Raw genomic sequence first — 23,454 nt, forward strand, 5'->3', positions numbered from 1 at the left:
CGGCTCAGTCCGCCCGTTCCGTCACGGCGGCGACGGCCGCGTCGGTGGGCACGACCCCGCTGATCAGCTCGAGGGCCAGGCCCGCCGTGCGGGGCTCGTGCAGCAGGGCGACGAGCACCGCGGCGACGTCGGCGCGGGGCACCGAGCCGCGCGGCACCGAGTCGTCGAGCCGGACCGTCCCGGTCGCCGCGTCGTCGGTGAGCCCGCCGGGGCGCAGGATCGTCCAGTCGAGGTCGCGGGTCCGCAGGTCGAGCTCCGCGGCGCGCTTGGCGACGAGGTAGGCGGCGAACACCTCGTCGGTCCCCGGCGGCGGGGGAGCGCCCGCTCCCATCGACGAGACGAGCACGTACCGGCGCACGCCGGCCTGCTCGGCGCCGTCGGCCAGCAGCCCGGCCGCCGCACGGTCCACCGTGTCCTTGCGCTCGATTCCGCTGCCCGGTCCGGCGCCCGCGGCGAACACGACGGCGTCGGCGCCCGCGATCGCCTCGGCCACGTCCCGCGCGTTCGCGCGCTCCAGGTCGAGGACCACCGCCTCGGCACCGTCGGCGACAACGTCGTCGACGTGCTGGAGCTGACGGACGAGTGCGACGGGGACGTCACCTCGTGCGGACAGGGCGCGGGACAGGTGTCGTGCGACCTGACCGTGGCCTCCGGCGATCGCTATGCGCATGACCCCCACGGTAGGCACGGCGACCCGGACCTGCGAGCGGGGCGCTCCTCAGCCGTCGTCGCCGGTGTCCGCCGCGACGGGGAGAAGTCGCAGGTGGCTCATGCGGTCGCCCAGCCGGTGGACGTCGTCAGACCCGGCCGGCGCGAGGGACAGAGCCGTGTACGTGTCGGCGCCGGGGAGCATCTCCGTCGCGAACTCCCGCAGCACCTCGGCGACCTCCGCCAGGTCGCCGGGCGCCCGGGCGGTCCCCTCGGGCAGGCTCACGTACAGGAGCAGCCCAGGCTGCGGGGCGGGAAGCGGTGCGGGAAGTGCCATGACGTCTCCGGGTGCGCGGTCCGCGCGCCCGGTGGACGGGCGGCGGGGGTGGTCGGGGCCTGGTGGGTCAGGACCGATGACACGCGCACGGATACGCGGCGACGAGGCGCAGCGCAGACGTGGACATGGGGCGACTGTCGCACGCACCTGCGTCGTCACCAAGCGGGATCCGCCCGTATCCCAGAGGGTGGGACGGGTCAGACGACCCCGTACAGCCGGTCGCCCGCGTCGCCGAGGCCCGGCACGATGTACGCCTTGTCGTTGAGGCGCTCGTCCACGGCGGCCACCACGACCGACACCTCGGCCCGGTCGCCCACGGCTTTCTCGACGACCGCGAGGCCCTCCGGGGCGGCCAGCAGGCAGACGGCGGTGACGTCGCGGGCGCCGCGGGCCAGCAGGAAGTCGATCGCAGCGACCAGGGTGCCGCCGGTCGCGAGCATCGGGTCCAGCAGGAAGCACTGGCGGCCCGACAGGTCGTCGGGGAGGCGCTCCGCGTACGTGATGGCCTCGAGGGTCTCCTCGTCGCGCTGCATCCCGAGGAAGCCGACCTCCGCCGTGGGCAGCAGGCGCGTCATCCCGTCGAGCATGCCGAGGCCCGCGCGCAGGATCGGCACGACGAGCGGGCGCGGGTCGGCCAGCTTGACGCCGGTCGTCGCGGTCACGGGAGTGACGATGTCGACGGACTTGACGTGGACGTGCCGGGTCGCCTCGTAGGCGAGCAGCGTGACCAGCTCGTCGACCAGGAGGCGGAACGTGGGCGACGCGGTGGTCTCGTCGCGCAGGACGGTGAGCTTGTGTGCGACCAGGGGGTGGTCCGCGACGTGCAGGCGCATGGGGCCAACCTACCGGCCGGGGAGTGCGCCATGATGGCCCCATGACTCTCCGTCCGTGGCAGGAGGCTGACGCCTGGGCGATGGGGCTCGCGCTCGACGAGGCCCGCCGGGCGGCGCTCACCGGGGACGTCCCGGTGGGTGCGGTGGTCATCGGGCCGGCGGGCGACGTCGTGGGCCGCGGACGCAACCGTCGCGAGGCCGACGCCGACCCCACGGGCCACGCGGAGATCCTGGCGCTCCGGTCCGCCGCGGACACCCTCGGGCGGTGGCGGCTCGACGACTGCACGCTCGTCGTGACCCTGGAGCCGTGCCTCATGTGCGCCGGCGCCACCGTGCTCGCCCGCGTCCCGCGCCTGGTGCTCGGTGCGTGGGACCCGAAGGCGGGCGCGTGCGGGTCGCAGTGGGACGTCGTGCGGGACCGGCGGCTGAACCACCGCGTCGAGGTGGTCGGGGGCGTCCGCGCGGAGGAGGGCGGGCTGCTGCTGCAGCGGTTCTTCGAGGCTCAACGCGGCGTCGGCAGCTCCTGAGCCAGCTCCGCGAGCGTCTCCGACGTCCCCGCATCCAGCGTCACCGCCGCGTACTTGTCCCCACGCGTGGCACCCCGGTTGACGACGACCACCGGCTTGCCCGTCTGCGCCGCGTGCCGCACGAACCGCAGCCCCGACTGCACCGTCAGCGACGACCCCGCGACCAGCAGCGCGTCGGCGGCGTCGACCATCGCGAACGCCCGGTCCACCCGCTCCCGCGGCACGTTCTCGCCGAAGTAGACGATGTCCGGCTTGAGCATCCCGCCGCACGCGCTGCACGCCGCGACGACGAAGTGGCTGGTCTGCTCGATCACCGCATCCGCGTCCGGCGCGATCTCGATGTCCGCCACCGCACCGGTGAACCCCGGGTTGAGTGCGTCGAGCCGTTCCGCCAGCTCCGCGCGCGAGATCACGATGCCGCACGACAGGCACCGCACCCGGTCGTAGCGACCGTGCAGGTCGATCACGTGCCGCGACCCCGCCGCCTCGTGGAGCAGGTCGACGTTCTGCGTGATCAGGCCGGTCACCACCCCGCGGTGCTCCAACGCCGCCAGCGCGCGATGCCCCGCGTTCGGCATCGTCCGGTGCACGTGCCGCCAGCCCACGTGGTTGCGGGCCCAGTAGTGGCGACGGAACCCCTCGTCGGTCGTGAACTGCTGGAACGTCATCGGCGTGCGCGGCGGGGAGTCCGGGCCGCGGTAGTCGGGGATCCCCGAGTCCGTCGAGACACCCGCACCCGTCAGGGCCGCCAGCCGGTGGCCGGCGAGCACGTCGACGACGTCCGCCAGCGAGCCTGCGGTCATCGGGCGCGCGTCCATCGGTCCACGGTACGACGGGTCAGACGGCTTCGATCCGGGCGGTGTGACCGGAGGTCCGCGCGAGGCGCTCGTCGCGCGTGATCAGCGTGACGTCCAGCGCCTCCGCGAGCGCCACGTACGGGGCGTCGTACGCGCTGACCCGGTCCCGCAGCTCCCACGACCTGCGGAGGAATGGCGTCACGTCGTACCGCGACAAGGGCAGGTCGACGAGGTCGTCGACCGCGCCACGCGCCCGCCCTGCCGTCAACGTGCCCCGCTGCGCGAGCCCCCGGAGAGCGCTCAGCACCTCGACGTCGAGGTGCGCAGGGGCGTGCAGGTCGTCGCCGCCTTCCCGAAAGCGCTCACGGAGCCGATCCGGTTCGAGGAGGAAGTCGACGACCACCGACGCGTCGACCACGAGCACGTCAGCGCTCCGTCGTCAGGTGCGCGTCGCGAGCGTTCCGCTCTTCCTCGATGAGCTCCACGACCGGCTCGTGCGCGCGAGGGGGTGCGACGTCCCGCGCGCGGATGCGGTCCGCGAGCTGGTCGAGGGTCGGACGCGACCCGATCCGCACCAGCTCCGCGAGGAGGAACTCCGACAGCGACCGCCCCTCGCGAGCGGCCCGCGCCCGCAGCTCACGGTGCAGGTCGTCGGGGACGTGTCGGATCTGCACCATGACCATGCGATGACGGTAGGTTGCATGTGGTGCACATGCAACCGCCGATTCGTGGGACGGGCTCCTGACCAGGTACCCTTCTCGCCGAGGTAGCGTGTCCGAGCGGCCTAAGGAGCACGCCTCGAAAGCGTGTGTGGGTGAAAGTCCACCGTGGGTTCAAATCCCACCGCTACCGCCAGTCGAAGGGCCCCACCCGCATGAACACGCGGTTGTGGGGTCCTTCGTCGTTTCCGCTGCTCCCTTTTCACTCCTCCTTGCCCTCCGGGAGGGCCTCTACCGCGACCGCCCGCCAGGTCAACGCCTCGGAGGGACGACCGACGAGGCCGAGTTGCGCAACTACCGCCTGGGCTTCGACGAGTACGGCACCCTCGATGTGATCTGCTCCCGGCTGCGCGTCGAGCGTCTTCGCGCCCGGTCCTTCCGCGACGCCTGATTGCGGTGCGATGCTCGCCCTCGTCGACGCCTGTCGAGGAGCGGATCGCGGCGTCACCGGTCGCGTCGTGTTCTACGGTGACCCGGTGCCTGAACAGGTCGAGTCGTTGGACATCGGTGTCACCTGGGAGCCGAATGCGCCCGACGCGGTTCTGCTGTCTGCCGACGTCGGCCCGTCGACGCTTGCGTTGAATGCCCACCCCGACGACCCCGACGACCGCTGCGTCGTCCTGACGTGGACCGGTTGTCGCTACGCATCCATGGCACCGCCGAACGACGAGGCGATCAGCGGGCATCGGCTGTGGGTCAAGGGCCTGCAGGGTCTGCTGTGGTTGGGCGTCGTCCACGACAGCGAGCTCATCGCACGACTGGAGCTGCAGAACAGGATCCATCCCATGCATCGCGCCTCGCTCTTCGAGAGCCTCACGCACTACGTCCTTCCACTGAAGGAGTGCGTCGTCGAGGTGGCCGCCCGCGATCTAGCGGTGCACCGGATCGGCGGCACGACGGTCGAGGCAGCGGTCCGAGCTCGGGACTGACGGATCGACAGCGGCAGACACCCAGGGGGCAGGTGCTGACAGTTCAGGCCGTCGTCGGGGGCAAGGGGCAGCGACACCTACGACGACGCGAAGGTAGGTGTCAGGGCCGCGGACCGACGAGCGTCTGGATCTCCGCGACCGGCACCGCAGCGTCCTGCCAGGGGCTTGCGAGCGTGTCGGGTGCGGAGGCGATCGTCATCGGGGCGCCGTTGAAGGCGTAGGTGACGGCGTAGACCAGTCGGGCGCGGGCCGTGTACACGGGCAGGTCGTCGACGATCCGCGACTGCCCCGCGGAGGACCGCTCGTAGGTGGACGCGCAGGCGTCGCTCTGCACGGTCGAGAACGGGCACGTCTGGGTGCCGCTCCCGTCGCCAGGGTCGATCTCGAGGTGCAGGGGTCTGCCGCTGGCGACCATGCCCGCGGCGGAGCTCCCGGTGATGGTCCCCGCGGTCGCGCCTTCCGCCCAGAACCACGTCGGGAAGTCGACGACGGCGAGACGTGGCGGGTTGAAGCCGAGGGAGAACGCCGGGGTGGCGAGGTTCCCGTAGGCGACGGTGGCCTCGACCTCGAGGTCGATCACGTCGCCGGGCTCCACCCAGAGGTACTCGTTGCTGACCAGGGCCTCGGCGGGCGGCTGCGAGAAGCAGGCCTGGTTCGACCAGATCGCGGCCGGGGAGACGGCGGGGTCCTTGGCGGGCCAGGTGCTCGGGTCGGACGCCGAGGGCGCCGGAACGTACTGGTAGCAGGACAGGGCGCCGTCGCAGAAGCCCCGCTGGTAGTTCATCGCTTCCTTGCGCCCCAGGTAGCACGTCGGGCCTTCGCCGCCCCCGTCTCCTCCGCCCGGGTTGGTGGTCCCGCCGTCGGAACCGCACTCGACCGTCTCGTACCGGATCGCGCCGTTCCCGAGCTCGACGGCCACCGTGCAGGTCTCCGCGGCGGCGGGCGTCGCGACGAGGAGCGGCGCGACGGCGACGGCCAGGAGCAGCAGCGCCGACCGCACGCGCCTCAGCATGTGATGCCCGCTGGGAGGTCGACTGCGTAGGTGAGGAGCCAGGCGTCGTCGGTGCGCTGGAGGCCGAACGACTGCGCGTGGACGGGGTTGTCCCGCGGAGGGAGCGCCACGCCGTTCTGGGTCCCTGTCCATCCTGACTCGTCGACGCAGCCCACCAGGACCGGTGTGCCCCCGTCGGAGATGACGCGGACGTCCCACGTGCGCACGTCGCCGGTGAAGACGATGCCGTTGTCGAGGTAGTCCTGCGCGGACGCCGTCTCGCTCCCGATGATCTCGTCGCCGGCGAAGCCGGCCCAGAGCGCGGGGTCCGGGTTCGGGCCGTTGAAGGCCGCGACACGGGCGTCCCAGTACTTCTCCCACGCCTCGGCGACCTCGGCCTCGTCGGCCGCGGTCAGTCCGGTCGACGACGTGGGGGAGGGCGACGGAGCCTCGGCCGACGTCGCAGGGGCTGACGGGGTTGCGGGCGTGGAGTCCGTGGGTCCGCTGCAGGATGCGACCACCCCCGCGACCAGGAGCATGCAGGCCGGCGTGAGGGCGCGTCGGGAGGCAGGCACGCAGCGACTCTAGTTGACCGCGCCGGGCGTCCGTCTGGTCAGCCGACCGAAGGCGGCCAGCGCTGCGCTCGCCACGCGTCCCACGTCGCGTACCCCGGTGGCGGTCCGTCGACGGGTTCACTCCCGTCGAGCTCGCCGGGCGTCGGCACGCTGATCGCGGCCGCCCACTCGGCGAGCTCCGCGTCGGACATGCGCCACGTCGTGTGCGGCTCCTCGGCGTGGCGACGGTCGAGTCGTCGTCGTTGCTCGGCGGGCGGGAGCGAGAGGTAGCGCAGCTCCACCGCGGCGCCGAGGTCGCCGGCTGCGTACCGGAGCGCGGATCGTTCGTCGCGAGACCAGAGGCCGAAGTCGATGACGACGTTGACGCCGAGCTGGAGGGCGCGCAGGCCGATGTCGATGAGGCGTCCTTCGATCACGTCGGTCGCCGACGGCGGGTTCGCGTGGCCGTAGAGAGCCTTGACCCACTCGTCCTTGGTGAGGCGGAGGGCCCCCTCCTCGACCTCGATGCGTCGCGCCTCGGTGGTCTTCCCGGTCCCGGGCAGCCCGACGGTCAGGAACAGGGTGGGTCGCGTCACCGTCACTCGGGTCATCATGGCCGACGTCCCGCGTCCTGCGCCCGCGCACGCCAGGATGTCCGCGTGATCCTCTATGCGCAGACTCCGTGGCGACGTGCCCGCCAGATCGTCGCCGACCTCCTCGTCGTCTGCTGGGTGGTCCTGTGGGTCCGTGCCGGTCGGGAGGTGTACGACGTCGTCGGCCAGCTGGCCGCGCCCGGACGGACGCTGGAGGCGGCGGGGTCGTCGCTGTCGGAGAGCCTGACCTCGGCCGGCGACACCGTCGCGCGGGTCCCGCTGGTCGGCGACGACGCGCGGGCCCCGTTCACCGCGGCCGGCGGTGCGGCGGACTCGATCGCGGACGCGGGTGTGGAGGTGCAGGAGGGGGCGCACCAGGTCGCGCTGGTGCTCGGGCTGACGGTCGCCGCGGTCCCGATCCTGCTGGTGGTCGGCGTCTGGCTGCTGGTCCGGCTGCGGTTCGTCGGACGCGCTCGTGCGGCCGGACGGATCCTGGACTCCGCGGCCGACCTGGATCTGTTCGCCCTGCGGGCGCTCGCGACGCAGCCGGTCCGCGCCCTGGCCAGGGTGAGCGACGACCCGGCGAACGCGTGGCGCAACCGGGATCCGGAGGTCGTGCGGGCGCTCGCGTCGCTCGAGCTGGGTTCGCTCGGCCTACGAGCGCCCGACTGACCTCAGGCTCCGCTTCGCCGACGAGACCTTGGACGACGCAGACGATGTGTCCCGGCGCAGGTAGTTCCACGCCAGGAACGCGCACACGAGCCCGTTGAGCAGGCCCATGAGCACGTCGGACAGGCTGTGCATGCCGCGGTAGAGCCGGGCGGTGCCGACGGCGAGGGGCACGAGCAGGCACACGACGGTGACGACGATCCGCAGGGCGCGGTGCTGGATGCGCTGGGCGAGCATCGCGAGGACGACGTAGAACGCGGTCGACGCACCGGTGTGGCCGCTCGGGTAGCTGGACGTGGGCGGCGACTCGTCGAGCTTCTCCACGTCGGGACGCTCGCGGCCGACGACGAGCGCGGCGGTCATGAACACGATGGCCTGCACCGCGATGGCCTGCGGGGGCACGATCGCGAGCCACCACTGCTTCGTGCGCCACCAGAAGAGCGCGACGAACAGCACGCACGCGCCGATGATGAACTCGGTGGTCCCGATCGCGGACATGACGGCGGTGACCGCGTCCAGGGTCTCGGTGCGCTGCGCGACGAACCACTCGTTGACGACGGCCTCGCCGGGCAGGTTGCCGAGGGGCCCGGTGATGAGGAAGCCGACGCCGACGATGACCGCCCAGAGGGCGAGCGCGGGCAGGAGCACACGGACGGCGAAGTCGCGCCACGCCTCCTTGCGGGTGGGGGCCGAGGTGTCCAGCTCGTAGCGGTGCAGGAACGTGTGCATCACTTCTCCTGGTCGGGGGCCGTCGCGGACCAGCCGCTGTAGCCGAGGTAGGACGCGCCCGCGAGGGCGGTTCCGAGGGCGATCCCTGCGACGACGTCGGAGGGGTAGTGCACGCCGAGCATCACGCGGTCGACGGCGGTGAGGATCGTGCAGGTGGCGGCGACGAGCGGGACGACGACGCGACCACGGGGTCCGAGCAGGGGCCAGACGAGCAGGGTCAGGGTCAGGGCGACGGCTGCGGTGTTCGTCGCGTGACCGGACGGGAAGCTGGAGCCGGGGGCGTGCGCGACGGCGTCCTCGACGACCGGGCGGGCCCGCTGGACGAGACCCTTCGCGCCGAGCTGGAGCGCCCACGCGGCCATGATCGTGAGGAACGCCCACAGCGCCCGCGTCGTCAGGCCGTGCCGCCGCCACACCCATACGCACACCAGGGTCGCGGCAAGGTTGACCCAGCGTGCCTGGAACAGCTCCTGCCAGACGAGCAGTGCCTGGTGCAGACCGGGGTGGTCGCGGGTGTACTCCGTCGCCGCCTGGATGGTCCGCTGGTCGAACGAGACGACAGCCTGCACCTCCGCGCGCACGAGGTACGCGAGCACCGCCACGGGCACGGTGAACGCGATCCCGAACGCGGCGGCGCGCAGGAGCGCGCGGCGGCGGAGCGGCAGGGGTCGCATCCCCGGAGGTTATGGGCGGGACCGGCCGCGCGCGCGTCGAGAGGCTAGACGGTCGTCACGACCGTCCCCGCGGGTGCCTGCCAGACGAGGTCGAGCACGTCGTCCGTCACCCGCACGCAGCCGTTGGACACGGCGCCCACCCCGCGCAGGGTGGTGGTGTGGATGGCCGTCACGGCGGTGCCGGTCGGCTTGTCGTAGTGGTCGATCGTCTCGCTCTGCGTCGAGAGCAGGAGCACCCGCGGGGTCGTCGTGCCGGGTTGCAGCCAGCGGGTGCCCAGCAGGAACGCGGGGACGTGCGGGGTGGGTGTGCCGGGGGCACCGGTCGCCTTGACGGGCAGGACGTGCGTCGTGGTGCCGTCGTCGACGGTGATCGTCTGCGCGGCGGTGTCCACCTGGATCGACCAGTCGGTACCGGCCGGCTCGGTGTCCGCCGAGTCGATCCACGCGCTGCGGCCGTTGGTCTGCGCGACGTCCTGGCTGGGCAGGGCGCCGCGCGTGGCGACCATCACGCGCAGCCACCGGCCGCGCTGGTCGATGACGGGCAGGGTCGTGCGGACCTCGAGCGTCAGCGGCGGGACCACGCCGACGGCCGCACCCGCGGGGGCGACGCGGGCGGCCGTGTCGCGCACCACCACGACGGTCTGCCAGCGCCCGAGCGCGGGGTCGGGGTTCTCCCGCTGCGTGAGGCCGTCGAGGCCCGGCAGGCCGGGGACGACGTGCAGCAGGTCGACGACCGGCAGCGCGCTCAGGTCCGCGGCAGGAGGCGGGGGGACGGCCGGTGCGGCGGCCTTCGCGACGGTCACCGGCGCTGCGACGACGACCGGGTCCGCCGGGGTCGCGGGCCCCTGGGCACAGGCGCCCGCCAGGGCAGCCACCATCAGGGCGGTCGCCGTCGCACGTCTCACCGGTGTCGTGGTCATCCCCGCCATGGTGCGCCCGCATGGCCACCGCGGCCAAACGTCACCTGTCGTCGTCGGCGGATTGCCGACAGGATGCATGTCGAGAACGTGCGCGCGGCTCCGACCATCGGACGAGAGCAGCCCCGAGAGACGGAGTGCACCGTGAAGTACATGCTGATGATGAGCTACTACGTCGAGGGCGTCCCGCCGATCGACGAGTGGGCGCCCGAGGACATCCAGCGCCACATCCGGTTCCAGCAGGACCTCGGCGCGGAGCTGGTCGCCACCGGCGAGCTCGTCGACGGGCAAGGGCTCGCGTGGCCGGCCACCGCGAAGTTCGTCACGAGCGACGGGGTGTCCGCGCCGGTGGTCACCGACGGGCCGTTCGCGGAGTCGAAGGAGTTCCTGGCGGGCTACTGGATGGTCGACGTCGAGGACGAGGCCCGGGCGATCGCGATCGCCGCCCGGGCGTCCGCGGCGCCGGGGCCGGGCGGCGCCCCGATGAAGCAGGTGTTCGAGGTCCGCGCGCTGATGGAGGCACCCGCTCCTGCTGAGTGACGACGGCGTCGAGGACCTGCTGCGCGAGCTCGCGCCGCAGGTCCTCGGCGTGCTGGTCCGTCGCTGCGGTGACCTCGCCGACGCGCAGGACGCCCTGCAGGACGCGCTGCTGGCTGCCACGACGCAGTGGCCCGACGAGGGGGTGCCGGACAACCCGCGCGGCTGGCTGATCGTCGTCGGCCAGCACAAGCTGGTGGACCGCTACCGCAGCGAGGACGCGCGGCGGCGCCGCGAGGAGCTCGTCGTCACCATGGAGGCGGTCGAGCGCGCCGACGCGTCGCAGACCGACGACTCGCTGCTCCTGCTGTTCGGCTGCTGCCACCCCGCGCTCAGCCCGGCGTCGGCGATCGCGCTCACGCTGCGGTCCGTCGGCGGGCTGACGACGGCGGAGATCGCCCGGGCGTTCCTGGTGCCGGAGCCGACGATGGCGCAGCGCCTCAGCCGGGCGCGCCGGACGCTGCGCGACCTGGACGGGCCGTTCCGGATGCCGACTGCGGCCGAGTACGCCGAGCGGCTCCGCGCGGTCCTGCGCGTCCTGTACCTGATGTTCAACGAGGGCTACGCGAGCACCACCGGTCCGACCGTCGCGCGCGCCGACCTCGCCACCGAGGCGCTGCGCCTGACCCGGACGCTGCACGCGAGCCTGCCCGACGACCCCGAGGTCACCGGTCTGCTCGCCCTGATCCTGCTGACCGACGCCCGCCGACCCGCCCGCACCGGCCCGCACGGCGAGCTGGTCTCGCTGGCCGACCAGGACCGCGGGCGGTGGGACCGTGCGATGGTCGACGAGGGCACCGCGCTGGTCGAGGACGCGCTCGTGCGTGGCGCCGTGGGGGAGTACCAGCTCCAGGCCGCGATCGCCGCCGTGCACGACGAGGCGCCGAGCACCGACGCGACGGACTGGCCGCAGCTGCTCGCGCTGTACGGCCTGCTGGAACGGATCACGGGCAACCCGATGGTCACCCTCAACCGCGCGGTCGCGCTGGCCATGGTCGAGGGCCCCGACGCCGGCCTCGCCCTGCTGTCGACGCTCGAAGACCGGCTCCCCGGCCACCACCGCCTCGCCGCCGTGCGCGGCCACCTGCTGGAGCGGGCCGGGCGGCCGGCCGAGGCTGCCGAGCACCTGCTGCTCGCGTCGCACGGGACCACGAGCACCGCCGAGCGCGACTACCTCGTCGTGCAGGTGGCGCGGCTGCGGCGTGGGCTGACACCCTGAGCCGCGTGACCGCCGACCCGCACATCCTGCTGTCGCCAGCCGTCACGAACCTGCGGGACCTCGGGGGCCGGCCCACGGCCGACGGCGGCGCGGTCGCGCGGGGTGTCGCGTTCCGGTCGGCCGAGCTCTCGGCCGACGACGTCGCCACGGACGCCGCGCTCGCGGACCTGCGCATCCGGACCGTCGTCGACCTGCGCACCGACGCCGAGCGGGACCCGCGCCCGGACCATCTGCCCGCAGGAGCGCAGCTGCTGGTGCTCGACGCGCTCGCGGACCTGCCGGGCGGGGCCGCCGCGCAGCTGCCGACGCTCCTCGCGGGCGGGGACGTCCACGTGCTGGCGGACCTCGACCTGGCGGGGGAGATGCTCGCCGTCTACCGCCGGCTCGTCGTCGGCGAGGCCGCCCGGACGGCCTATGCGGCGTTCGCACGGACGGTGCTCGACCCGGAGCGGACGCCGGTGCTCTTCCACTGCACGGCCGGCAAGGACCGCACCGGGTGGGCGGCGACGATCCTGCTGCTGGCCGCCGGGGTCGACGAGGCGGGCGCCCTCGACGAGTTCCTCGCGGTGAACCCCGCGGTCCGGACGACGTTCGCGCCGCTCCTGCAGCAGCTCGCCGCGATGGGCGGGGACCCGGAGCTCCTGCGGCCGCTGCTGGAGGTCCGCGCGGAGTACCTGCAGGCCGCGCTGAGCACCCTGCACGAGGAGTTCGACTCGTTCCCGGGCTACCTGGCGGACGGCCTGGGGCTGAGCGCGGTCGAGGTCGAGGGCCTCCGGAGGACCCTGCGCGCCGACGGGTGAGCGTTGGACCGTTCGGGTGGTCCGGTATGTCCGATATTGCCGACTCACCCGGCCGCACCCACGATGGGTTGATCGCACCTCCCGCGACGCAGCGTCGTCTGAACCCAGGCGCCGAGGGAAAGGCACGCCTGTGGCCGACGAGATCACCTCCCCCATCCGACGGGGCGCGCACGACATCGCCGTCGAGCGCGACCGGGTCCGCCGCAAGCGGGTGTACCGCGCGGCAGCGTTCGTGATCGCGATCGAGACCTGGGTCATCGTCAACGCGCTGCTGGACCGCCCGATCCTGCCGGCGATGCCGACGATCGACCCGCTGATCCTCGTGCCGGTGCTGTTCTTCGGCGCGCTGCTGCTCCTCATGGTCGGGATGCAGGTGGGCACCGCCCGCTCCCCGCACGTGGTCTACCGGCCGGAGCAGGTGGACGTGCGCCTGGACGACGTCATCGGCATCGACCCCGTCAAGGAGGACGTGCGGCGCTCGATCGACCTGTTCCAGACGCACAAGCAGTTCGCCGAGCAGATGGGTGGCACCCCCCGCCGCGGGCTGCTGTTCGAGGGGCTGCCCGGCACCGGCAAGACGATGACCGCCAAGGCCATGGCGGCCGAGGCCGGGGTGCCGTTCCTCTTCGTCTCCGCGACGTCGTTCCAGTCGATGTACTACGGCGCCACCGCCAAGAAGATCCGCGCGTACTTCAAGGCGCTGCGCAAGGCGGCCCGGACCGAGGGCGGTGCGATCGGCTTCATCGAGGAGATCGACGCCATCGCCATCCGGCGCGGTGGCATGGCGTCCGCCGCGGTCGCGTCCGGCCCGTTCGACGCGTTCCGGGTCCCGCACGTGGTCACCAACGCCGTGATCAGCGAGGGCACGGGCGGCGTCGTGAACGAGCTGCTGGTGCAGATGCAGTCGTTCGACCAGCCGACCAGCTCCGACAAGCTCGTCAACTGGTTCCTCGCGCGGATCAACCTGCTGCTGCCGGCCTCCCGCCAGATGCAGCTGCGCAAGCCGGTCAAGGCGCCGATCCTGCTGATCGCTGCCACCAACCGCGCGGACTCGCTCGACCCCGCGCTGCTGCGGCCCGGACGCTTCGACCGTCGGCTGACGTTCGCGACGCCGGACGCGGTGGGCCGCCGGGCGCTCGTCGACCACTTCCTGGCGCGCCGCTCCTCGGACTCCGAGCTGAACGACCCGGCGCTGCGCGACCGTCTCGCCGCGGCGACCAACGGCTGGACGCCGGTGATGATCGAGCACCTGCTGGACGAGGCGCTGGTCAACGCGCTGCGCCGGGGCTCGATGGCGATGACCTATGCGGACGTCGAGCACGCCCGGATCACGGAGATGGTCGGGATCGGCCAGCCGGTCCGGTACACCGAGGCCGAGCAGCGCCTCATCGCGACCCACGAGGCCGGGCACGCCGTCACCGCGTGGCTCGCTGCGCCGAACCGGACCCTCGAGGTGCTGACGATCATCCGCCGCGGCGACGCGCTCGGGCTGCTCGCGCACGGCGACTGCGAGGAGGTCTGGACCCACTCGCACTACGACCTGCGCGCGCTCGTGCAGATCGCGATGGGCGGCTGGGTGGCCGAGGAGCTGTTCTTCGGCCAGACGAGCACCGGCCCCGCGGGCGACCTCGCGTCCGCGACGCGGACCGCCGCGCAGATGGTCGGCGCAGCGGGCATGACCGGGTCGCTCATCTCGTTCGCCGCCACGCCGCACGACCTGGTGTCCGCGGTGCTCAGCGACGCACAGGCCCGGGCCCAGCTGGAGGGCGTCCTCGACGAGGCCCGGACCACGGTGCGGCGCCTGCTGTCCCGGCACCGCCACCTCGTCGAGGCGCTGCGCGACGCGCTGCTCGAACGGCACGAGCTCATCGGCGAGGAGATCACCGACGTGCTGGAGGCCGCGACGCTCGCCCAGGAGCAGCTGCTGGCGCGCGAGGAGAGCGACCGGAGCGCGGCGACGGCGGCCGGAGCCGCGGCTGCCGCGGGCGCGGCGGCGGAGCGGCTGCGCGTGGCCTAGCCTTCGGGACGTGCCCGAGGGTCATACCGTCCACCGCATCGCCCGCCAGCTCCGCCTGGACCTCGTCGGTCGACGGCTCGCCGTCAGCTCACCGCAGGGTCGGTTCGCCGCCGGCGCGGCGCGGGTCGACGGTCAGGTCCTCGTGGCGGCGGACGCCGTCGGCAAGCAGCTGTTCTGCACGTTCGAGTCGGGTGACGTCCTGCGGGTGCACCTCGGTCTGTACGGGGCGTGGGACTTCTTCGGCTCGCTGACGCCGCTGGTGCCTGGTGGGTTCGCGGCCGGGTCGATGGGAGCGCCCCGCCTGCGCCGGTCCGTTCGGATGGGCGAGGGCGAGCGGGAGACCCCTGCCGGCGACGCGTTCCCGCCCGAGCCCGTCGGGCAGGTGCGGGTCCGGCTGGCGTCGGCGGAGACCGTCGCGGACCTGCGCGGGCCGACCGCGTGCGAGGTGCTGGACCCTGCGGAGGCGGCCGTGGCGGTCGCTCGGCTGGGGCCCGACCCCGCGTCGACCGACGACCCGGACGCGGCCGGTGAGGTGATGGCGGACCGGCTGACCTCCCGGAACGTGGCGGTCGGGCAGCTGCTCATGGACCAGTCGGTGGTCGCGGGGATCGGCAACATCTACCGCGCGGAGCTGCTGTTCCGCGCGCGGCTCGACCCGCACACCCCGGGGCGCCGCGTCCCCCGGGACGTCGCGCGGGCGCTCTGGGACGACTGGGCGGTCCTGCTGGCCGACGGCATCGAGCGGGGCTTCATCCTCACGCGCGAGGACCTGTCGGAGGCGCAGCGCGTCGAGGCGGTCACCGACGCGACCCTGCGGAACTGGGTCTACCACCGCGCCGGCGAACCGTGCCTGGTCAGCGGCACGCCGGTGGTGGTCGAGGAGATGGCCACCCGCAAGCTCTACTGGTGCCCGACCTGCCAGGTCTGACGCGCGACCAAGCCCTGGCTGCCGGCAGCGACCGTCGGCACGCGATCCAGGGCATGGTCGCCCTATCGGACTACCCAGCGTCAGTTATCAGTCGAGGCCCAGCAGCGCGCGCCACGTGCGGTGGTGCTCGACCGTGACGCCCTCGTAGCCGGGCAGCGTGCCGAACGCGTCCTCGACGAGCGCGGTCTCCTGCTCGAGGACCAGCGGGCCCTCGTCGATGAACGTGTACTGGGCCCCGCCCGCGACCTCGGCGGTGTCCGTCTCGACGCCGACGGTGAACGGCAGTCCGGCCGACGACGCGGCGACCACCGCCGGTCCGGCGAGCGCGACGATCCCGTCGGGACCCTGCGCATGGTCGCTGAACGCGACGACGCCGACCCGCCCGACCCGGTCGAGGATCGCGTCGAGCAGGGTGCCGCCCTCCCACGCCTCGTGCGCGAGCCACCACGGGGTGTCGACGCCCAGCGAGACGCCGGCCGGCAGCGCCGCGAGGACACCGTCCAGGAGGGTGAGCCACTGCGCGCAGAGCTGGTCGCGGTCCGCCGGCCAGCCCGGGGTCGCCCACGGCTCGACGTCGAGCTGGATGCTGTCGCTCGGGCCCGAGCGCAGCGCGGTCAGCGCCCAGGTGACGGCCAGCGAGGGCTCACCGAGCCACCCAGGGTCGCCGCCCAGCGGACCGACCGCGACGCCGGCAGTCTGCAGGGCGGTGGTCGCGGCGCCGAACCAGTCGCCGACCGGTCCCTCGTCGGCGGCCCAGGGAGCCGACAGGAAGACCCGCTGGATCGCGCGGTCCTGGCAGAACGCGACGAGGTCGGCGGGCTCGGCGGGTGCATAGTCCCGGCCGCGCGCGTCGAGGGTGCGGGCGACCGGGTTGTCCCAGGCCCACATCGACGTCAGGGCGCTCACGGCCGCATCCGTTCGCCGACGGGGACGTCCACGCCGAGCGTGTTGGCGCGGGTGGCCAACGGGCAGGTCCACGCCGGGTCGTAGGCGCACGACGGGTTGTACGCGAAGTTCAGGTCGATGACGAGCTTGTCCTGTGCCATGCCGAGATCTGCCCCCTTGATGGTGTCCAGCAGGTAGCGCCCGCCGCCGTACGTGCCGCCGGGCGTCCCGGCCAGCGCGTCCTTCAGCGGGACGAACAGGCCGCCCCCGTAGCCGCGGATCACCCACACGGCGAGCGTGCCCAGGTCGCCCAGCACGACGGTCCCGATGCGCTCGAACGGCACGACGCCGTCGGCGCCCGTGCTCACGTCGAGCCGCTGGGCGGTCGCAGGCAGGACCTCGCACTCGAACCGGTAGGCCGGGTCGTGGTGCGGGATGTCCAGGCCCTCGAACGCCGCCTTCGCCGCCGCGTCGAGCGGGGACGCAGGGTGCTCGGCGAGCAGCTCGTCGCGACGCTGGACCCAGACGGCGTGCGCGGACGCCGGGTCGTCGGCCCCGATCCGGCGCACGTCGGCGTAGATCTCGGCGACCCGACGCCGCCAGTCCGCGACCGCGAACGGCTCGTCGGCAGGATGGCGGCCGGTCACGATGGCAGGGATCACGGCCCCACCGTCGCACGGTGCGCGGTCCCGGGTCGACCTGTGTGAGGGTGGTCGCCATGGATCTGCGCATCTTCACCGAGCCCCAGCAGGGGGCCACGTACGACGACCTGCTCGCCGTCGCCAAGGCCACCGAGGACCTCGGCTTCGACGCCTTCTTCCGGTCCGACCACTACCTGAGCATGGGCTCCGGCGACGGTCTGCCGGGTCCCACCGACGCGTGGACGACGCTGGCGGGCCTGGCGCGCGAGACCAGCCGCATCCGGCTGGGCACCCTGGTCTCGTCGGCCACGTTCCGGCACCCGGGCGTGCTCGCGATCCAGGTGGCGCAGGTGGACCAGATGTCGGGCGGCCGCGTCGAGCTGGGCCTCGGTGCCGGGTGGTTCGCGCAGGAGCACGCGGCGTACGGGATCCCGTTCCCCGAGAAGCGGTTCGGCCTGCTCACGGAGCAGCTCGAGCTGATCACCGGGTTGTGGGGGACGCCGGTGGGGGAGCACTACGACTTCGCGGGCGAGCACTACCAGCTCAAGCACTCGCCGGCGCTGCCGAAGCCCGTGCAGTCCCGCGTGCCGATCATCGTCGGCGGCAGCGGCCCGAAGCGCACGCCCGCCCTCGCCGCCCGGTACGCCACCGAGTACAACCAGTCGTTCCCCGCGCCGGCAGACGTGCAGGACCGCGTCGCCGTCGTCCGTGCGGCGTGCGAGGAGGCCGGTCGGGACCCGTCGACGCTCACGTTCTCCGTGGCACAGGTGCTGTGCGCGGGGCGCGACGACGCCGAGGTGGCCCGTCGGGCCGACGCCATCGGGCGCGACGTCGGCGAGGTGCGGGCCGTCGGGTTCGCCGGGACGCCGAGCGCCGTCGTCGACCGGATCGGCTCCTACCGGGAGCTCGGCATCACCCGCGTCTACCTGCAGGTGCTGGACCTGCACGACCTCGACCACCTGGAGCTGGTGGCGTCGGAGGTCGCGACCCAGCTCGGATGACCCTGGGGACGCACGGCGCACGGGTACCGCGGACTCGCTAGGGTCCCGGCATGCGCGGCCTGTATGCACTCAAGCCCTGGTACACCCGTCGTCTCGACGGCGTCGTCCGGTGGGCCGTCGACCGGGACGTGTCGCCCGACGTGTTCACGTGGCTGGGCGTGGTCAGCGCTGCGCTCGCCGCCGTCGCGATCGCGATCGGGGCGTGGCCGCTCGCGCTGGTGCTGCTGGCCGGCCGGCTGGCCGGCGCCAACCTCGACGGTGCCGTCGCCCGTGCCCGCGGGGTGTCCCGGCCCTGGGGGTTCGTGGTCAACGAGCTCGGCGACCGCGCCGGCGACCTCCTGATGTTCGGCGGCCTCGCCGTGCTGCTCGGGCGGCTGCAGGGCAGCGCAGGGCTCGTGCTGGTGCTCGTCGCTGCGGTCGTCGCCACGCTGCCGACGTTCGTGTCGCTGGCGGGTGCCGGGGCCGGTGCCGCCCGGATCAACGGGGGACCCTTCGGCAAGACCGAGCGGTGCCTCGTGGTGGTCGTCCTCGCTGCGGCCCCCGGGCTGTCGCCGATCCTGCTGCCGGTGATGATCGGGCTGTCGCTGGTGACGGTGGCGACGCGGCTGCGTGAGCTGCGCCGAGTCCTCGCGTGAACCTCGTCCCCGACCTCGAGATCCACCTCCGGCTCCTCGGCTGGCACCTCGACCTCGACGGCCGCGCCGTCTGGCTGCTGGCCGTCAGCGTGACGATCCTGGCGCTCGCGGCCGTGCCGGTGTTCCTCTCGGGCAAGCCGGAGCTCCGCCGCCGCTGGACCACCTGGGCGCTGATCCTGCCCGTCATCGGCATCCCCATGTGGCTCGGCCCGGGGCCGACGGCTGCGCTCGCGGCGCTCCTCGCGCTCCAGGCGGTGCGTGAGTTCGCCGCGATGGTGCGGCTGCCCCGCGCCGAGACGACGCTGCTGCTCGTGCTCGCGGTGGCCTACCCGCTGGCGGCCTGGCTGGCACCGGACCTGCTCGCCCTGGTGCCTCTGATGGCACTGCTCTGCGCGGTCCCCGCCCTGCTCGCGGGCGACTCCGAGCGCGGCCTCGAACGGGCGACCCTGACGGCCTTCGGGTCGATCTGGCTGTGCTGGTCGCTGGCCAACCTGGTCCTCGTCGGCAGCGACGCGTACCTGCTGTGCTTCGCGGCGGCCGCCACGGACATCGCGGCCTGGTGCGGCGGGACGGGTCTGCGCCGGTTCGCGTGGGCCCGACGACCACTCTCCCGGCTCAGTCCGAACAAGACCGTCGGCGGTATGGTCGGAGCCGCGGTCGGGGCCGCGATCGTGCTGGTCGTGCTGGACTCCGCCTCGCCGGGGCTGTACGTCGCCGTGCTGCTCGGAAGCGTCGGAGGAGACCTGTTGGAGTCGATGGTGAAGCGCCGGGCGGGGGTCAAGGACGCCGGCGCGTGGTTGCCCGGCTTCGGTGGTCTGCTGGACCGTGTGGACTCGCTCCTGCTCGTCCTCCCGCTCGCGGCGGTGCTCGCATGACGTCGCGGCGCCGCGTGGGGCTGCCACCCGGGTTCAACCTGGCCGGTGCCGTGCGGCACACGTTCTGGCGCAACGTCTTCCACCTCGTCGGCGGGTACAAGGTGCGCGGCTCGGCGCCCTACGAGGCGATGGTCATCGTCGCCAACCACAGCTCGCACGCCGACACCCCGGCGCTCATCGCCGCCTTCCCGGCGCCGTACAAGCCGGTGGTCGTGGCGGCCGAGGACTACTGGTTCGAGAAGGCGTGGATGCGGCTGGGCCTCAAGCTCGCCATCGGCGCGGTCCCCGTGCACCGCAAGGGTGGCGGCTACACCGGGCTGGTGGACGGCGCCCAGACCGTGCTGGGTGCCGGGTCCAGCCTGCTCGTGTTCCCGGAGGGCACCCGCAGCACCGACGGCCGGCTGGGGGAGCTGCGCAGCGGGGCGGTCCGGATCGCCCGCGAGTTCGACGTCCCGCTGCTGCCCGTCGCCATCGTCGGCACCCGCGACCTGCTGCCGAAGGGCGGCGGCCTGCACCCGGGGGCCGTCGAGGTCCGGCTCGGCCACCCCATCCAGCCGGAGGACCTCGTCGACGACGACATGTCCCCCGTCGCCCACCAGCTGGAGGCGCTGCTCGCCGAGGGGCCCGCGACCGCGTCGGAGTCCCGCACCTGGCGCACCCTGCACCGCGCGATGGACGGGAGGGCCGGGATGGCGGGTGCCGCGGCCTGGGGCTTCGCGGAGGCCGTGAGCTGGCCGGTGACGATGGAGATGTACCTCGCGGTCGTCGGCGTCGCGAACCCGCGCCGGATCCTGCCGGCGGCGGCGTGGCTGACTGCCGGGTCGGTCGCGGGGGTGCTGGTCACGTCCGAGCTGACCCGCCGCGGCCTGAGGCCACCGGCACCGCTGACCACCGCCACCATGCGCGGCGCGGCAGCCCAGCACATGGCGGCCGGAGCGCGCGGTGTCTGGAAGCAGGCGGCGAACGGGGTCCCGGTCAAGCTCTACGCCGCCGCGGCCGGGGACGCGCGCATCCCGCGGCTCCCGCTCGCGGTGCACACGGCCGGGGCACGCGGTGCGCGCGCGGCGGCGATGGGCGCGGCGATCGGAGGTGCGGCCGTCGTCGGGCACCCCGTGCTCCGGCGGTTCTACGTGCCGTACCTGGGGGTCCTCGGCGTGACCTACGCCGCGGGGCTCGCGCTCGTGATCCGGTCCTGGCGGCGCAGGGCGTCGGCCTGATCCTCCGGGGGCAGGGGTCTGACCAGCGCGACCACGGTGTGCACCAGCAGGACCACCAGCGCGACGTTGCGGGCGGCCAGCGTCAGGGTGACCGCAGGGCCCCCGTAGAGGACCTCCGAGTAGAACCACGGGAACACCACCTGCGTCGCCGCCGCGGTGCCCAGCACGAGCCACGCGGTGGTCCGCCAGCCGGGCAGCGCCAGCGCCAGGGCGACCGCCACGGGCGGCGCAAGCCAGCCGATGTACTGCGGCGACCCCACCTTGTTGAACACCAGCATCGCCAGCGTCAGGAGCATCGCGCCGCGGACCAGCAGCTCCGTGCGCGCGATCCCGCCGGACCACATCCGGGCGCCGAGCTGCTCACGCCGCCACCACAGCAGCAGCGCCGCGGCACCGAGCGCCACGAAGAAGAGCGCCCCCAGCACGTCCGCGGCGCCCTGCGTGCCCGGCCCCGTGATCTCCCAGGTGACGATGGGCTCGTTCAGGTACCGGGTGATGGACGTCGAGAACAGCCCGGCGACCAGCCACGGGGTCGCCCCGGGCGACTCGATCTGGAGCCCGCGCTCCTCCTGCTCGGTCAGGAACGACGCGACGTGCGGCAGCCCGCCGAGCGCCGCGACGGTGCCGACGACGACGACGCTGACGATCGCCGCGGGCACCACCACGCTGCGCCACGGCCGCCGGACGGCCACGAAGAGCGCGACGAGCAGCGCGCCGGGCGCGACCTTGACCCAGGCGGCGGCCGTCAGGAGCGCGGACGTGATGCGCGGGTGGTTCAGGGCGATCGACAGCGCGACGACGACCACCGGCGCGATGACGGCGTCGAGACGGCCCATCGCGACCGGTCCGAGGAGCAGCAGGAACGCGAGCCACCACCAGGCGCCGGCCGGGGTCGGAGCCTCCTGCGGGCGGTCGGGACGACGGGTGTGCAGCAGGAACGCCACCGCGACCGCGTCGAGCACCGTGATCATCAGCGCCCACACCGCGGGGTACGCGGAGCCACCGCCCGCGCCGCCGACCGCGGCGGCGAGCATGGGGACGATCGCGCCCGCGGGGTACACCCAGGAGCCCGACAGCACGGGCCACTCGCCCTCGTTGATCCCCAGCCACATCCAGTAGCGGTAGAGGTCGAGGTCCCAGAACGCCTCCTGGGGGATCAGGACCAGGCCGACGAGGGCGAGCCAGCCGTGCACGACGAGGAACGCGACCCAGACGGCCGTGGCGGAGTGCAGCAGGCGGCGGAGCAGTGCGACCTCCGAGGCAGTGGCCGGACCAGGCCGACGAGCGGGCAGGTGCTCAGGCTAGCCCGCCCGTCGGCCTCGCCGGGGTCGCTGCTCGCTGTGCGGATCAGGCGGGGCGCCCCGGGACCGCAGGTGGCGGGACCGTCCCCGCGGCCGGTCCGGCGACGGGGAACACCGCACCGCGCTCGCTGTCGACGTACTCGTCGTCACGCGGCGGGTCGTCGGGTGCGGGTGGTGCCTCCGGAGCCGTCTCGCGGACGGGGTCGGGGGTGCTGTCTGACTCGGTCATCGTCGACCTCCCTCGTCGTCCGTGGTCGGTCACCACGGCGGACGTCCACGGTCGCACGGCCGGCACGGCCGCGCACGACGGCGATCAGCCGGCGGCGGGGGCCTGCGTCGGGACGGGTGCGGCGACCTCGTCGTACGGGGTGCAGCCCTCCGGGGCCACGAGGGGGACCGCCGGGTCGAGCGTGACGGTGTCGGGAGCCTTGAGCTCGGCGAACTTCGCGCCGAGCGCCAGGTCCAGGGTGGCGTCCGTACGGGGGTCGAGGACGAGGACCGCACCGTCGACGTGGGCGGCGAGCGTGTACGCCTGGGCGACACCGGCGACGCCGAAGATGATGCGTGCCGTGCCGTCGTAGGTGGCGGCGGCGTTCTCCGTGGAGACCACGACGAAGCCGCGCTCCGTCAGGCTCGCACCCGTGACGCCGGCGAGGCCGACGCGGCTGGTCGCGTTGAACACCTTCACGCTGATCTGGTTGGCGGCGACCGGCAGCGCCCCGGCCGGCGGGCACGGGTACGGGTCCTGCAGCGTGGTGGGGGTGACCGGCGTCGAGAAGTCGCGGGCGAACACGGGAAGGTTCAGGCTCCCGGTGAACATGGCCGCGGCACCGAGGCCGGCGAGCGCGAGAGCCGCGAGGAGCACGCCGAAGATGACGGCCTGCCGCTCGTGCATGTGCCGTCGGCGGAGCTGACGAGCGCGGTCCTGCTCGGTCACTTGACCACCAGCACCCGGGCATGGAGCAGCGCGCGCTGGTGCAGCGCCGCACGGACGGCCCGGTGCAGACCGTCCTCCAGGTACATCACGCCGCGGTACTGCACGACGTGCGCGAACAGGTCGCCGTAGAACGTGGAGTCCTCCGCGAGCAGCGCGTCGAGGTCGAGGGTGCGCTTGGTCGTCACCAGCTCGTCGAGCCTCACCTGGCGCGGGGGGACCTCGGCCCACTGCTTGGCAGTCTCGAGGCCGTGCTCAGGGTAGGGCCTGCCCTCGCCCACCGCCTTGAAGATCACGGAGGGAGTCTAGGTGACGCCCTGCCGGTCCGTGACGTTCAGCCGGGTGACGTCGGCACCGGGGCATGAGGGAGTGCTCATCCGGGGCCGCGGGAGGCACATTTGGATAGCGGTTTCCGTCGGCGGGAGCGCTCCCGGCGACGGTTTCCGGCGAATGTCGCAGGAAGGGTTGACTCGGGTGATCCAGGCGATACGGTCGTGGGCGGTCGGGGTCAAAGGCGCCCCCGACTTTCCTCATCGGGAGCAACCCC

The 23,454-nt window shown here is 73.5% G+C and carries 30 protein-coding genes and 1 tRNA gene; 13 read left to right on the forward strand and 18 right to left on the reverse strand.

Annotated elements, in window-relative coordinates; translation table 11 throughout:
• Nucleotides 1-4 precede the first annotated feature (4 nt).
• The 3 genes from CTE05_RS12790 to upp form a co-directional block, all read right to left on the reverse strand.
• A complete protein-coding gene (locus CTE05_RS12790) occupies nucleotides 5-670 on the reverse strand; it encodes an SDR family oxidoreductase (protein WP_146846708.1) in 666 nt (221 codons plus the stop codon).
• 48 nt (nucleotides 671-718) lie between these two features.
• Nucleotides 719-985, reverse strand: a complete 267-nt coding sequence (locus CTE05_RS12795; RefSeq protein ID WP_146846709.1) for a hypothetical protein — start codon at nucleotides 983-985, stop codon at nucleotides 719-721.
• A gap of 197 nt (nucleotides 986-1,182) precedes the next feature.
• Nucleotides 1,183-1,818: a uracil phosphoribosyltransferase gene (gene upp, locus CTE05_RS12800; protein WP_146846710.1), complete on the reverse strand. Its 636-nt coding sequence runs from the start codon at nucleotides 1,816-1,818 to the stop codon at nucleotides 1,183-1,185.
• A 41-nt stretch (nucleotides 1,819-1,859) separates the two neighbouring features.
• Here upp and CTE05_RS12805 point away from each other — a divergent pair, with 41 nt between their 5' ends.
• Entirely contained in the window at nucleotides 1,860-2,345 is a 486-nt protein-coding gene (locus tag CTE05_RS12805; RefSeq protein ID WP_246123576.1) for a nucleoside deaminase, read from the forward strand.
• Here CTE05_RS12805 and CTE05_RS12810 read toward each other — a convergent pair.
• The 3 genes from CTE05_RS12810 to CTE05_RS12820 are packed head-to-tail and all read right to left on the reverse strand — an operon-like array spanning nucleotide 2,321 to nucleotide 3,825.
• Entirely contained in the window at nucleotides 2,321-3,163 is an 843-nt protein-coding gene (locus CTE05_RS12810; RefSeq protein ID WP_222595480.1) for an NAD-dependent protein deacetylase, read from the reverse strand. The two genes, CTE05_RS12805 and CTE05_RS12810, sit on opposite strands and share 25 nt — an antisense overlap.
• 19 nt (nucleotides 3,164-3,182) lie before the next feature.
• Nucleotides 3,183-3,566 carry a type II toxin-antitoxin system VapC family toxin gene (locus tag CTE05_RS12815; protein ID WP_146846711.1) on the reverse strand — a complete coding sequence of 128 codons (384 nt, stop codon included), beginning with the start codon at nucleotides 3,564-3,566 and terminating at the stop codon, nucleotides 3,183-3,185.
• 1 nt (nucleotide 3,567) lies between these two features.
• Nucleotides 3,568-3,825, reverse strand: a complete 258-nt coding sequence (locus tag CTE05_RS12820) for a FitA-like ribbon-helix-helix domain-containing protein (protein WP_146846712.1) — start codon at nucleotides 3,823-3,825, stop codon at nucleotides 3,568-3,570.
• Between the two features lie 82 nt (nucleotides 3,826-3,907).
• Between CTE05_RS12820 and CTE05_RS12825 the strand changes: the two genes are divergently transcribed.
• Both CTE05_RS12825 and CTE05_RS12830 read left to right on the forward strand, forming a co-directional pair.
• A tRNA-Ser gene (locus CTE05_RS12825) sits at nucleotides 3,908-3,997 on the forward strand.
• A gap of 265 nt (nucleotides 3,998-4,262) precedes the next feature.
• A complete protein-coding gene (locus tag CTE05_RS12830; protein ID WP_146846713.1) occupies nucleotides 4,263-4,790 on the forward strand; it encodes a hypothetical protein in 528 nt (175 codons plus the stop codon).
• 100 nt (nucleotides 4,791-4,890) lie between these two features.
• Here the strand turns inward: CTE05_RS12830 and CTE05_RS12835 are convergent, their stop codons facing one another.
• The 3 genes from CTE05_RS12835 to CTE05_RS12845 are packed head-to-tail and all read right to left on the reverse strand — an operon-like array spanning nucleotide 4,891 to nucleotide 6,931.
• Nucleotides 4,891-5,790 carry a hypothetical protein gene (locus CTE05_RS12835; protein ID WP_146846714.1) on the reverse strand — a complete coding sequence of 300 codons (900 nt, stop codon included), beginning with the start codon at nucleotides 5,788-5,790 and terminating at the stop codon, nucleotides 4,891-4,893.
• Nucleotides 5,791-5,795: 5 nt separating this feature from the next.
• Nucleotides 5,796-6,356, reverse strand: coding sequence for a hypothetical protein (locus tag CTE05_RS12840; protein ID WP_146846715.1), 561 nt, complete (start codon nucleotides 6,354-6,356; stop codon nucleotides 5,796-5,798).
• Nucleotides 6,357-6,394: 38 nt separating this feature from the next.
• On the reverse strand, nucleotides 6,395-6,931 hold the full coding sequence (locus CTE05_RS12845) for a P-loop nucleotide/nucleoside kinase family protein (protein WP_246123578.1): 537 nt from the start codon (nucleotides 6,929-6,931) through the stop codon (nucleotides 6,395-6,397).
• A gap of 63 nt (nucleotides 6,932-6,994) precedes the next feature.
• Between CTE05_RS12845 and CTE05_RS12850 the strand changes: the two genes are divergently transcribed.
• A complete protein-coding gene (locus CTE05_RS12850) occupies nucleotides 6,995-7,600 on the forward strand; it encodes a hypothetical protein (RefSeq protein WP_146846716.1) in 606 nt (201 codons plus the stop codon).
• Here CTE05_RS12850 and CTE05_RS12855 read toward each other — a convergent pair.
• From CTE05_RS12855 to CTE05_RS12865, 3 genes are read right to left on the reverse strand one after another with little or no spacing between them, the layout of a single operon-like run.
• Nucleotides 7,583-8,326, reverse strand: coding sequence for a phosphatase PAP2 family protein (locus CTE05_RS12855; RefSeq protein ID WP_146846717.1), 744 nt, complete (start codon nucleotides 8,324-8,326; stop codon nucleotides 7,583-7,585). The two genes, CTE05_RS12850 and CTE05_RS12855, sit on opposite strands and share 18 nt — an antisense overlap.
• A complete protein-coding gene (locus CTE05_RS12860; protein WP_146846718.1) occupies nucleotides 8,326-9,000 on the reverse strand; it encodes a phosphatase PAP2 family protein in 675 nt (224 codons plus the stop codon). The genes CTE05_RS12855 and CTE05_RS12860 overlap by 1 nt, the downstream gene beginning before the upstream one ends.
• Nucleotides 9,001-9,044: 44 nt before the next feature.
• Nucleotides 9,045-9,920: a L,D-transpeptidase family protein gene (locus CTE05_RS12865; RefSeq protein WP_146846719.1), complete on the reverse strand. Its 876-nt coding sequence runs from the start codon at nucleotides 9,918-9,920 to the stop codon at nucleotides 9,045-9,047.
• Nucleotides 9,921-10,070: 150 nt separating this feature from the next.
• On the opposite strand from CTE05_RS12865, the gene CTE05_RS12870 reads away from it, so the two are divergent.
• The 5 genes from CTE05_RS12870 to CTE05_RS12890 all read left to right on the forward strand — a co-directional run bounded on the left by CTE05_RS12870 (nucleotide 10,071) and on the right by CTE05_RS12890 (nucleotide 15,418).
• Complete coding sequence (locus tag CTE05_RS12870; protein WP_146846764.1) at nucleotides 10,071-10,457, forward strand: YciI family protein; 387 nt, start codon at nucleotides 10,071-10,073, stop codon at nucleotides 10,455-10,457.
• A gap of 19 nt (nucleotides 10,458-10,476) precedes the next feature.
• Nucleotides 10,477-11,673, forward strand: coding sequence for an RNA polymerase sigma factor (locus tag CTE05_RS12875; RefSeq protein WP_281286184.1), 1,197 nt, complete (start codon nucleotides 10,477-10,479; stop codon nucleotides 11,671-11,673).
• A gap of 5 nt (nucleotides 11,674-11,678) precedes the next feature.
• Entirely contained in the window at nucleotides 11,679-12,473 is a 795-nt protein-coding gene (locus CTE05_RS12880; RefSeq protein WP_146846721.1) for a tyrosine-protein phosphatase, read from the forward strand.
• Nucleotides 12,474-12,603: 130 nt separating this feature from the next.
• A complete protein-coding gene (locus CTE05_RS12885) occupies nucleotides 12,604-14,490 on the forward strand; it encodes an AAA family ATPase (protein WP_146846722.1) in 1,887 nt (628 codons plus the stop codon).
• Between the two features lie 10 nt (nucleotides 14,491-14,500).
• Nucleotides 14,501-15,418, forward strand: coding sequence for an Fpg/Nei family DNA glycosylase (locus CTE05_RS12890; RefSeq protein ID WP_146846723.1), 918 nt, complete (start codon nucleotides 14,501-14,503; stop codon nucleotides 15,416-15,418).
• 87 nt (nucleotides 15,419-15,505) lie between these two features.
• On the opposite strand, the gene CTE05_RS12895 is transcribed toward CTE05_RS12890, so the two are convergent.
• Both CTE05_RS12895 and CTE05_RS12900 read right to left on the reverse strand, forming a co-directional pair.
• Entirely contained in the window at nucleotides 15,506-16,324 is an 819-nt protein-coding gene (locus tag CTE05_RS12895) for a hypothetical protein (RefSeq protein WP_146846724.1), read from the reverse strand.
• Nucleotides 16,321-16,965, reverse strand: a complete 645-nt coding sequence (locus tag CTE05_RS12900) for a DUF1684 domain-containing protein (RefSeq protein ID WP_246123582.1) — start codon at nucleotides 16,963-16,965, stop codon at nucleotides 16,321-16,323. The genes CTE05_RS12895 and CTE05_RS12900 overlap by 4 nt, the downstream gene beginning before the upstream one ends.
• Nucleotides 16,966-17,021: 56 nt before the next feature.
• On the opposite strand from CTE05_RS12900, the gene CTE05_RS12905 reads away from it, so the two are divergent.
• Genes CTE05_RS12905 through CTE05_RS12920 form a run of 4 tightly spaced genes read left to right on the forward strand, consistent with a single transcriptional unit; the run spans nucleotide 17,022 to nucleotide 20,672 of the window.
• Complete coding sequence (locus tag CTE05_RS12905) at nucleotides 17,022-17,945, forward strand: LLM class F420-dependent oxidoreductase (RefSeq protein ID WP_146846725.1); 924 nt, start codon at nucleotides 17,022-17,024, stop codon at nucleotides 17,943-17,945.
• Between the two features lie 50 nt (nucleotides 17,946-17,995).
• On the forward strand, nucleotides 17,996-18,580 hold the full coding sequence (locus tag CTE05_RS12910; protein WP_146846726.1) for a CDP-alcohol phosphatidyltransferase family protein: 585 nt from the start codon (nucleotides 17,996-17,998) through the stop codon (nucleotides 18,578-18,580).
• Complete coding sequence (locus tag CTE05_RS12915) at nucleotides 18,577-19,455, forward strand: phosphatidate cytidylyltransferase (protein ID WP_146846727.1); 879 nt, start codon at nucleotides 18,577-18,579, stop codon at nucleotides 19,453-19,455. Before CTE05_RS12910 ends, CTE05_RS12915 begins: the two co-directional genes overlap by 4 nt.
• Complete coding sequence (locus CTE05_RS12920; protein WP_146846728.1) at nucleotides 19,452-20,672, forward strand: lysophospholipid acyltransferase family protein; 1,221 nt, start codon at nucleotides 19,452-19,454, stop codon at nucleotides 20,670-20,672. Before CTE05_RS12915 ends, CTE05_RS12920 begins: the two co-directional genes overlap by 4 nt.
• Here CTE05_RS12920 and CTE05_RS12925 read toward each other — a convergent pair.
• The 4 genes from CTE05_RS12925 to CTE05_RS12940 form a co-directional block, all read right to left on the reverse strand.
• A complete protein-coding gene (locus tag CTE05_RS12925; protein WP_146846729.1) occupies nucleotides 20,615-21,865 on the reverse strand; it encodes a glycosyltransferase 87 family protein in 1,251 nt (416 codons plus the stop codon). The genes CTE05_RS12920 and CTE05_RS12925 overlap by 58 nt on opposite strands.
• A 154-nt stretch (nucleotides 21,866-22,019) precedes the next feature.
• Entirely contained in the window at nucleotides 22,020-22,202 is a 183-nt protein-coding gene (locus CTE05_RS12930; protein ID WP_146846730.1) for a hypothetical protein, read from the reverse strand.
• An 84-nt stretch (nucleotides 22,203-22,286) separates the two neighbouring features.
• Nucleotides 22,287-22,910 carry a LytR C-terminal domain-containing protein gene (locus CTE05_RS12935; RefSeq protein WP_146846731.1) on the reverse strand — a complete coding sequence of 208 codons (624 nt, stop codon included), beginning with the start codon at nucleotides 22,908-22,910 and terminating at the stop codon, nucleotides 22,287-22,289.
• On the reverse strand, nucleotides 22,907-23,203 hold the full coding sequence (locus CTE05_RS12940) for a type II toxin-antitoxin system VapB family antitoxin (protein ID WP_146846732.1): 297 nt from the start codon (nucleotides 23,201-23,203) through the stop codon (nucleotides 22,907-22,909). Before CTE05_RS12940 ends, CTE05_RS12935 begins: the two co-directional genes overlap by 4 nt.
• Between the last annotated feature and the right edge of the window lie 251 nt (nucleotides 23,204-23,454).

The sequence above is a fragment of the Cellulomonas terrae genome, assembly GCF_007990265.1.
Taxonomy (GTDB): Bacteria; Actinomycetota; Actinomycetes; order Actinomycetales; family Cellulomonadaceae; genus Cellulomonas; species Cellulomonas terrae.

Excerpts from the sequence above, each read along its gene's own strand:
- CTE05_RS12790 (WP_146846708.1), bottom strand. The coding sequence starts at position 670 with ATGCGCATAGCGATCGCCGGAGGCCACGGTCAGGTCGCACGACACCTG.
- CTE05_RS12795 (WP_146846709.1), bottom strand. The coding sequence starts at position 985 with ATGGCACTTCCCGCACCGCTTCCCGCCCCGCAGCCTGGGCTGCTCCTG.
- upp (WP_146846710.1), bottom strand. The coding sequence starts at position 1,818 with ATGCGCCTGCACGTCGCGGACCACCCCCTGGTCGCACACAAGCTCACC.
- CTE05_RS12805 (WP_246123576.1), top strand. The coding sequence starts at position 1,860 with ATGACTCTCCGTCCGTGGCAGGAGGCTGACGCCTGGGCGATGGGGCTC.
- CTE05_RS12810 (WP_222595480.1), bottom strand. The coding sequence starts at position 3,163 with ATGGACGCGCGCCCGATGACCGCAGGCTCGCTGGCGGACGTCGTCGAC.
- CTE05_RS12820 (WP_146846712.1), bottom strand. The coding sequence starts at position 3,825 with ATGGTCATGGTGCAGATCCGACACGTCCCCGACGACCTGCACCGTGAG.
- CTE05_RS12830 (WP_146846713.1), top strand. The coding sequence starts at position 4,263 with ATGCTCGCCCTCGTCGACGCCTGTCGAGGAGCGGATCGCGGCGTCACC.
- CTE05_RS12855 (WP_146846717.1), bottom strand. The coding sequence starts at position 8,326 with ATGCACACGTTCCTGCACCGCTACGAGCTGGACACCTCGGCCCCCACC.
- CTE05_RS12860 (WP_146846718.1), bottom strand. The coding sequence starts at position 9,000 with ATGCGACCCCTGCCGCTCCGCCGCCGCGCGCTCCTGCGCGCCGCCGCG.
- CTE05_RS12865 (WP_146846719.1), bottom strand. The coding sequence starts at position 9,920 with ATGACCACGACACCGGTGAGACGTGCGACGGCGACCGCCCTGATGGTG.
- CTE05_RS12870 (WP_146846764.1), top strand. The coding sequence starts at position 10,071 with ATGCTGATGATGAGCTACTACGTCGAGGGCGTCCCGCCGATCGACGAG.
- CTE05_RS12905 (WP_146846725.1), top strand. The coding sequence starts at position 17,022 with ATGGATCTGCGCATCTTCACCGAGCCCCAGCAGGGGGCCACGTACGAC.
- CTE05_RS12910 (WP_146846726.1), top strand. The coding sequence starts at position 17,996 with ATGCGCGGCCTGTATGCACTCAAGCCCTGGTACACCCGTCGTCTCGAC.
- CTE05_RS12920 (WP_146846728.1), top strand. The coding sequence starts at position 19,452 with ATGACGTCGCGGCGCCGCGTGGGGCTGCCACCCGGGTTCAACCTGGCC.
- CTE05_RS12930 (WP_146846730.1), bottom strand. The coding sequence starts at position 22,202 with ATGACCGAGTCAGACAGCACCCCCGACCCCGTCCGCGAGACGGCTCCG.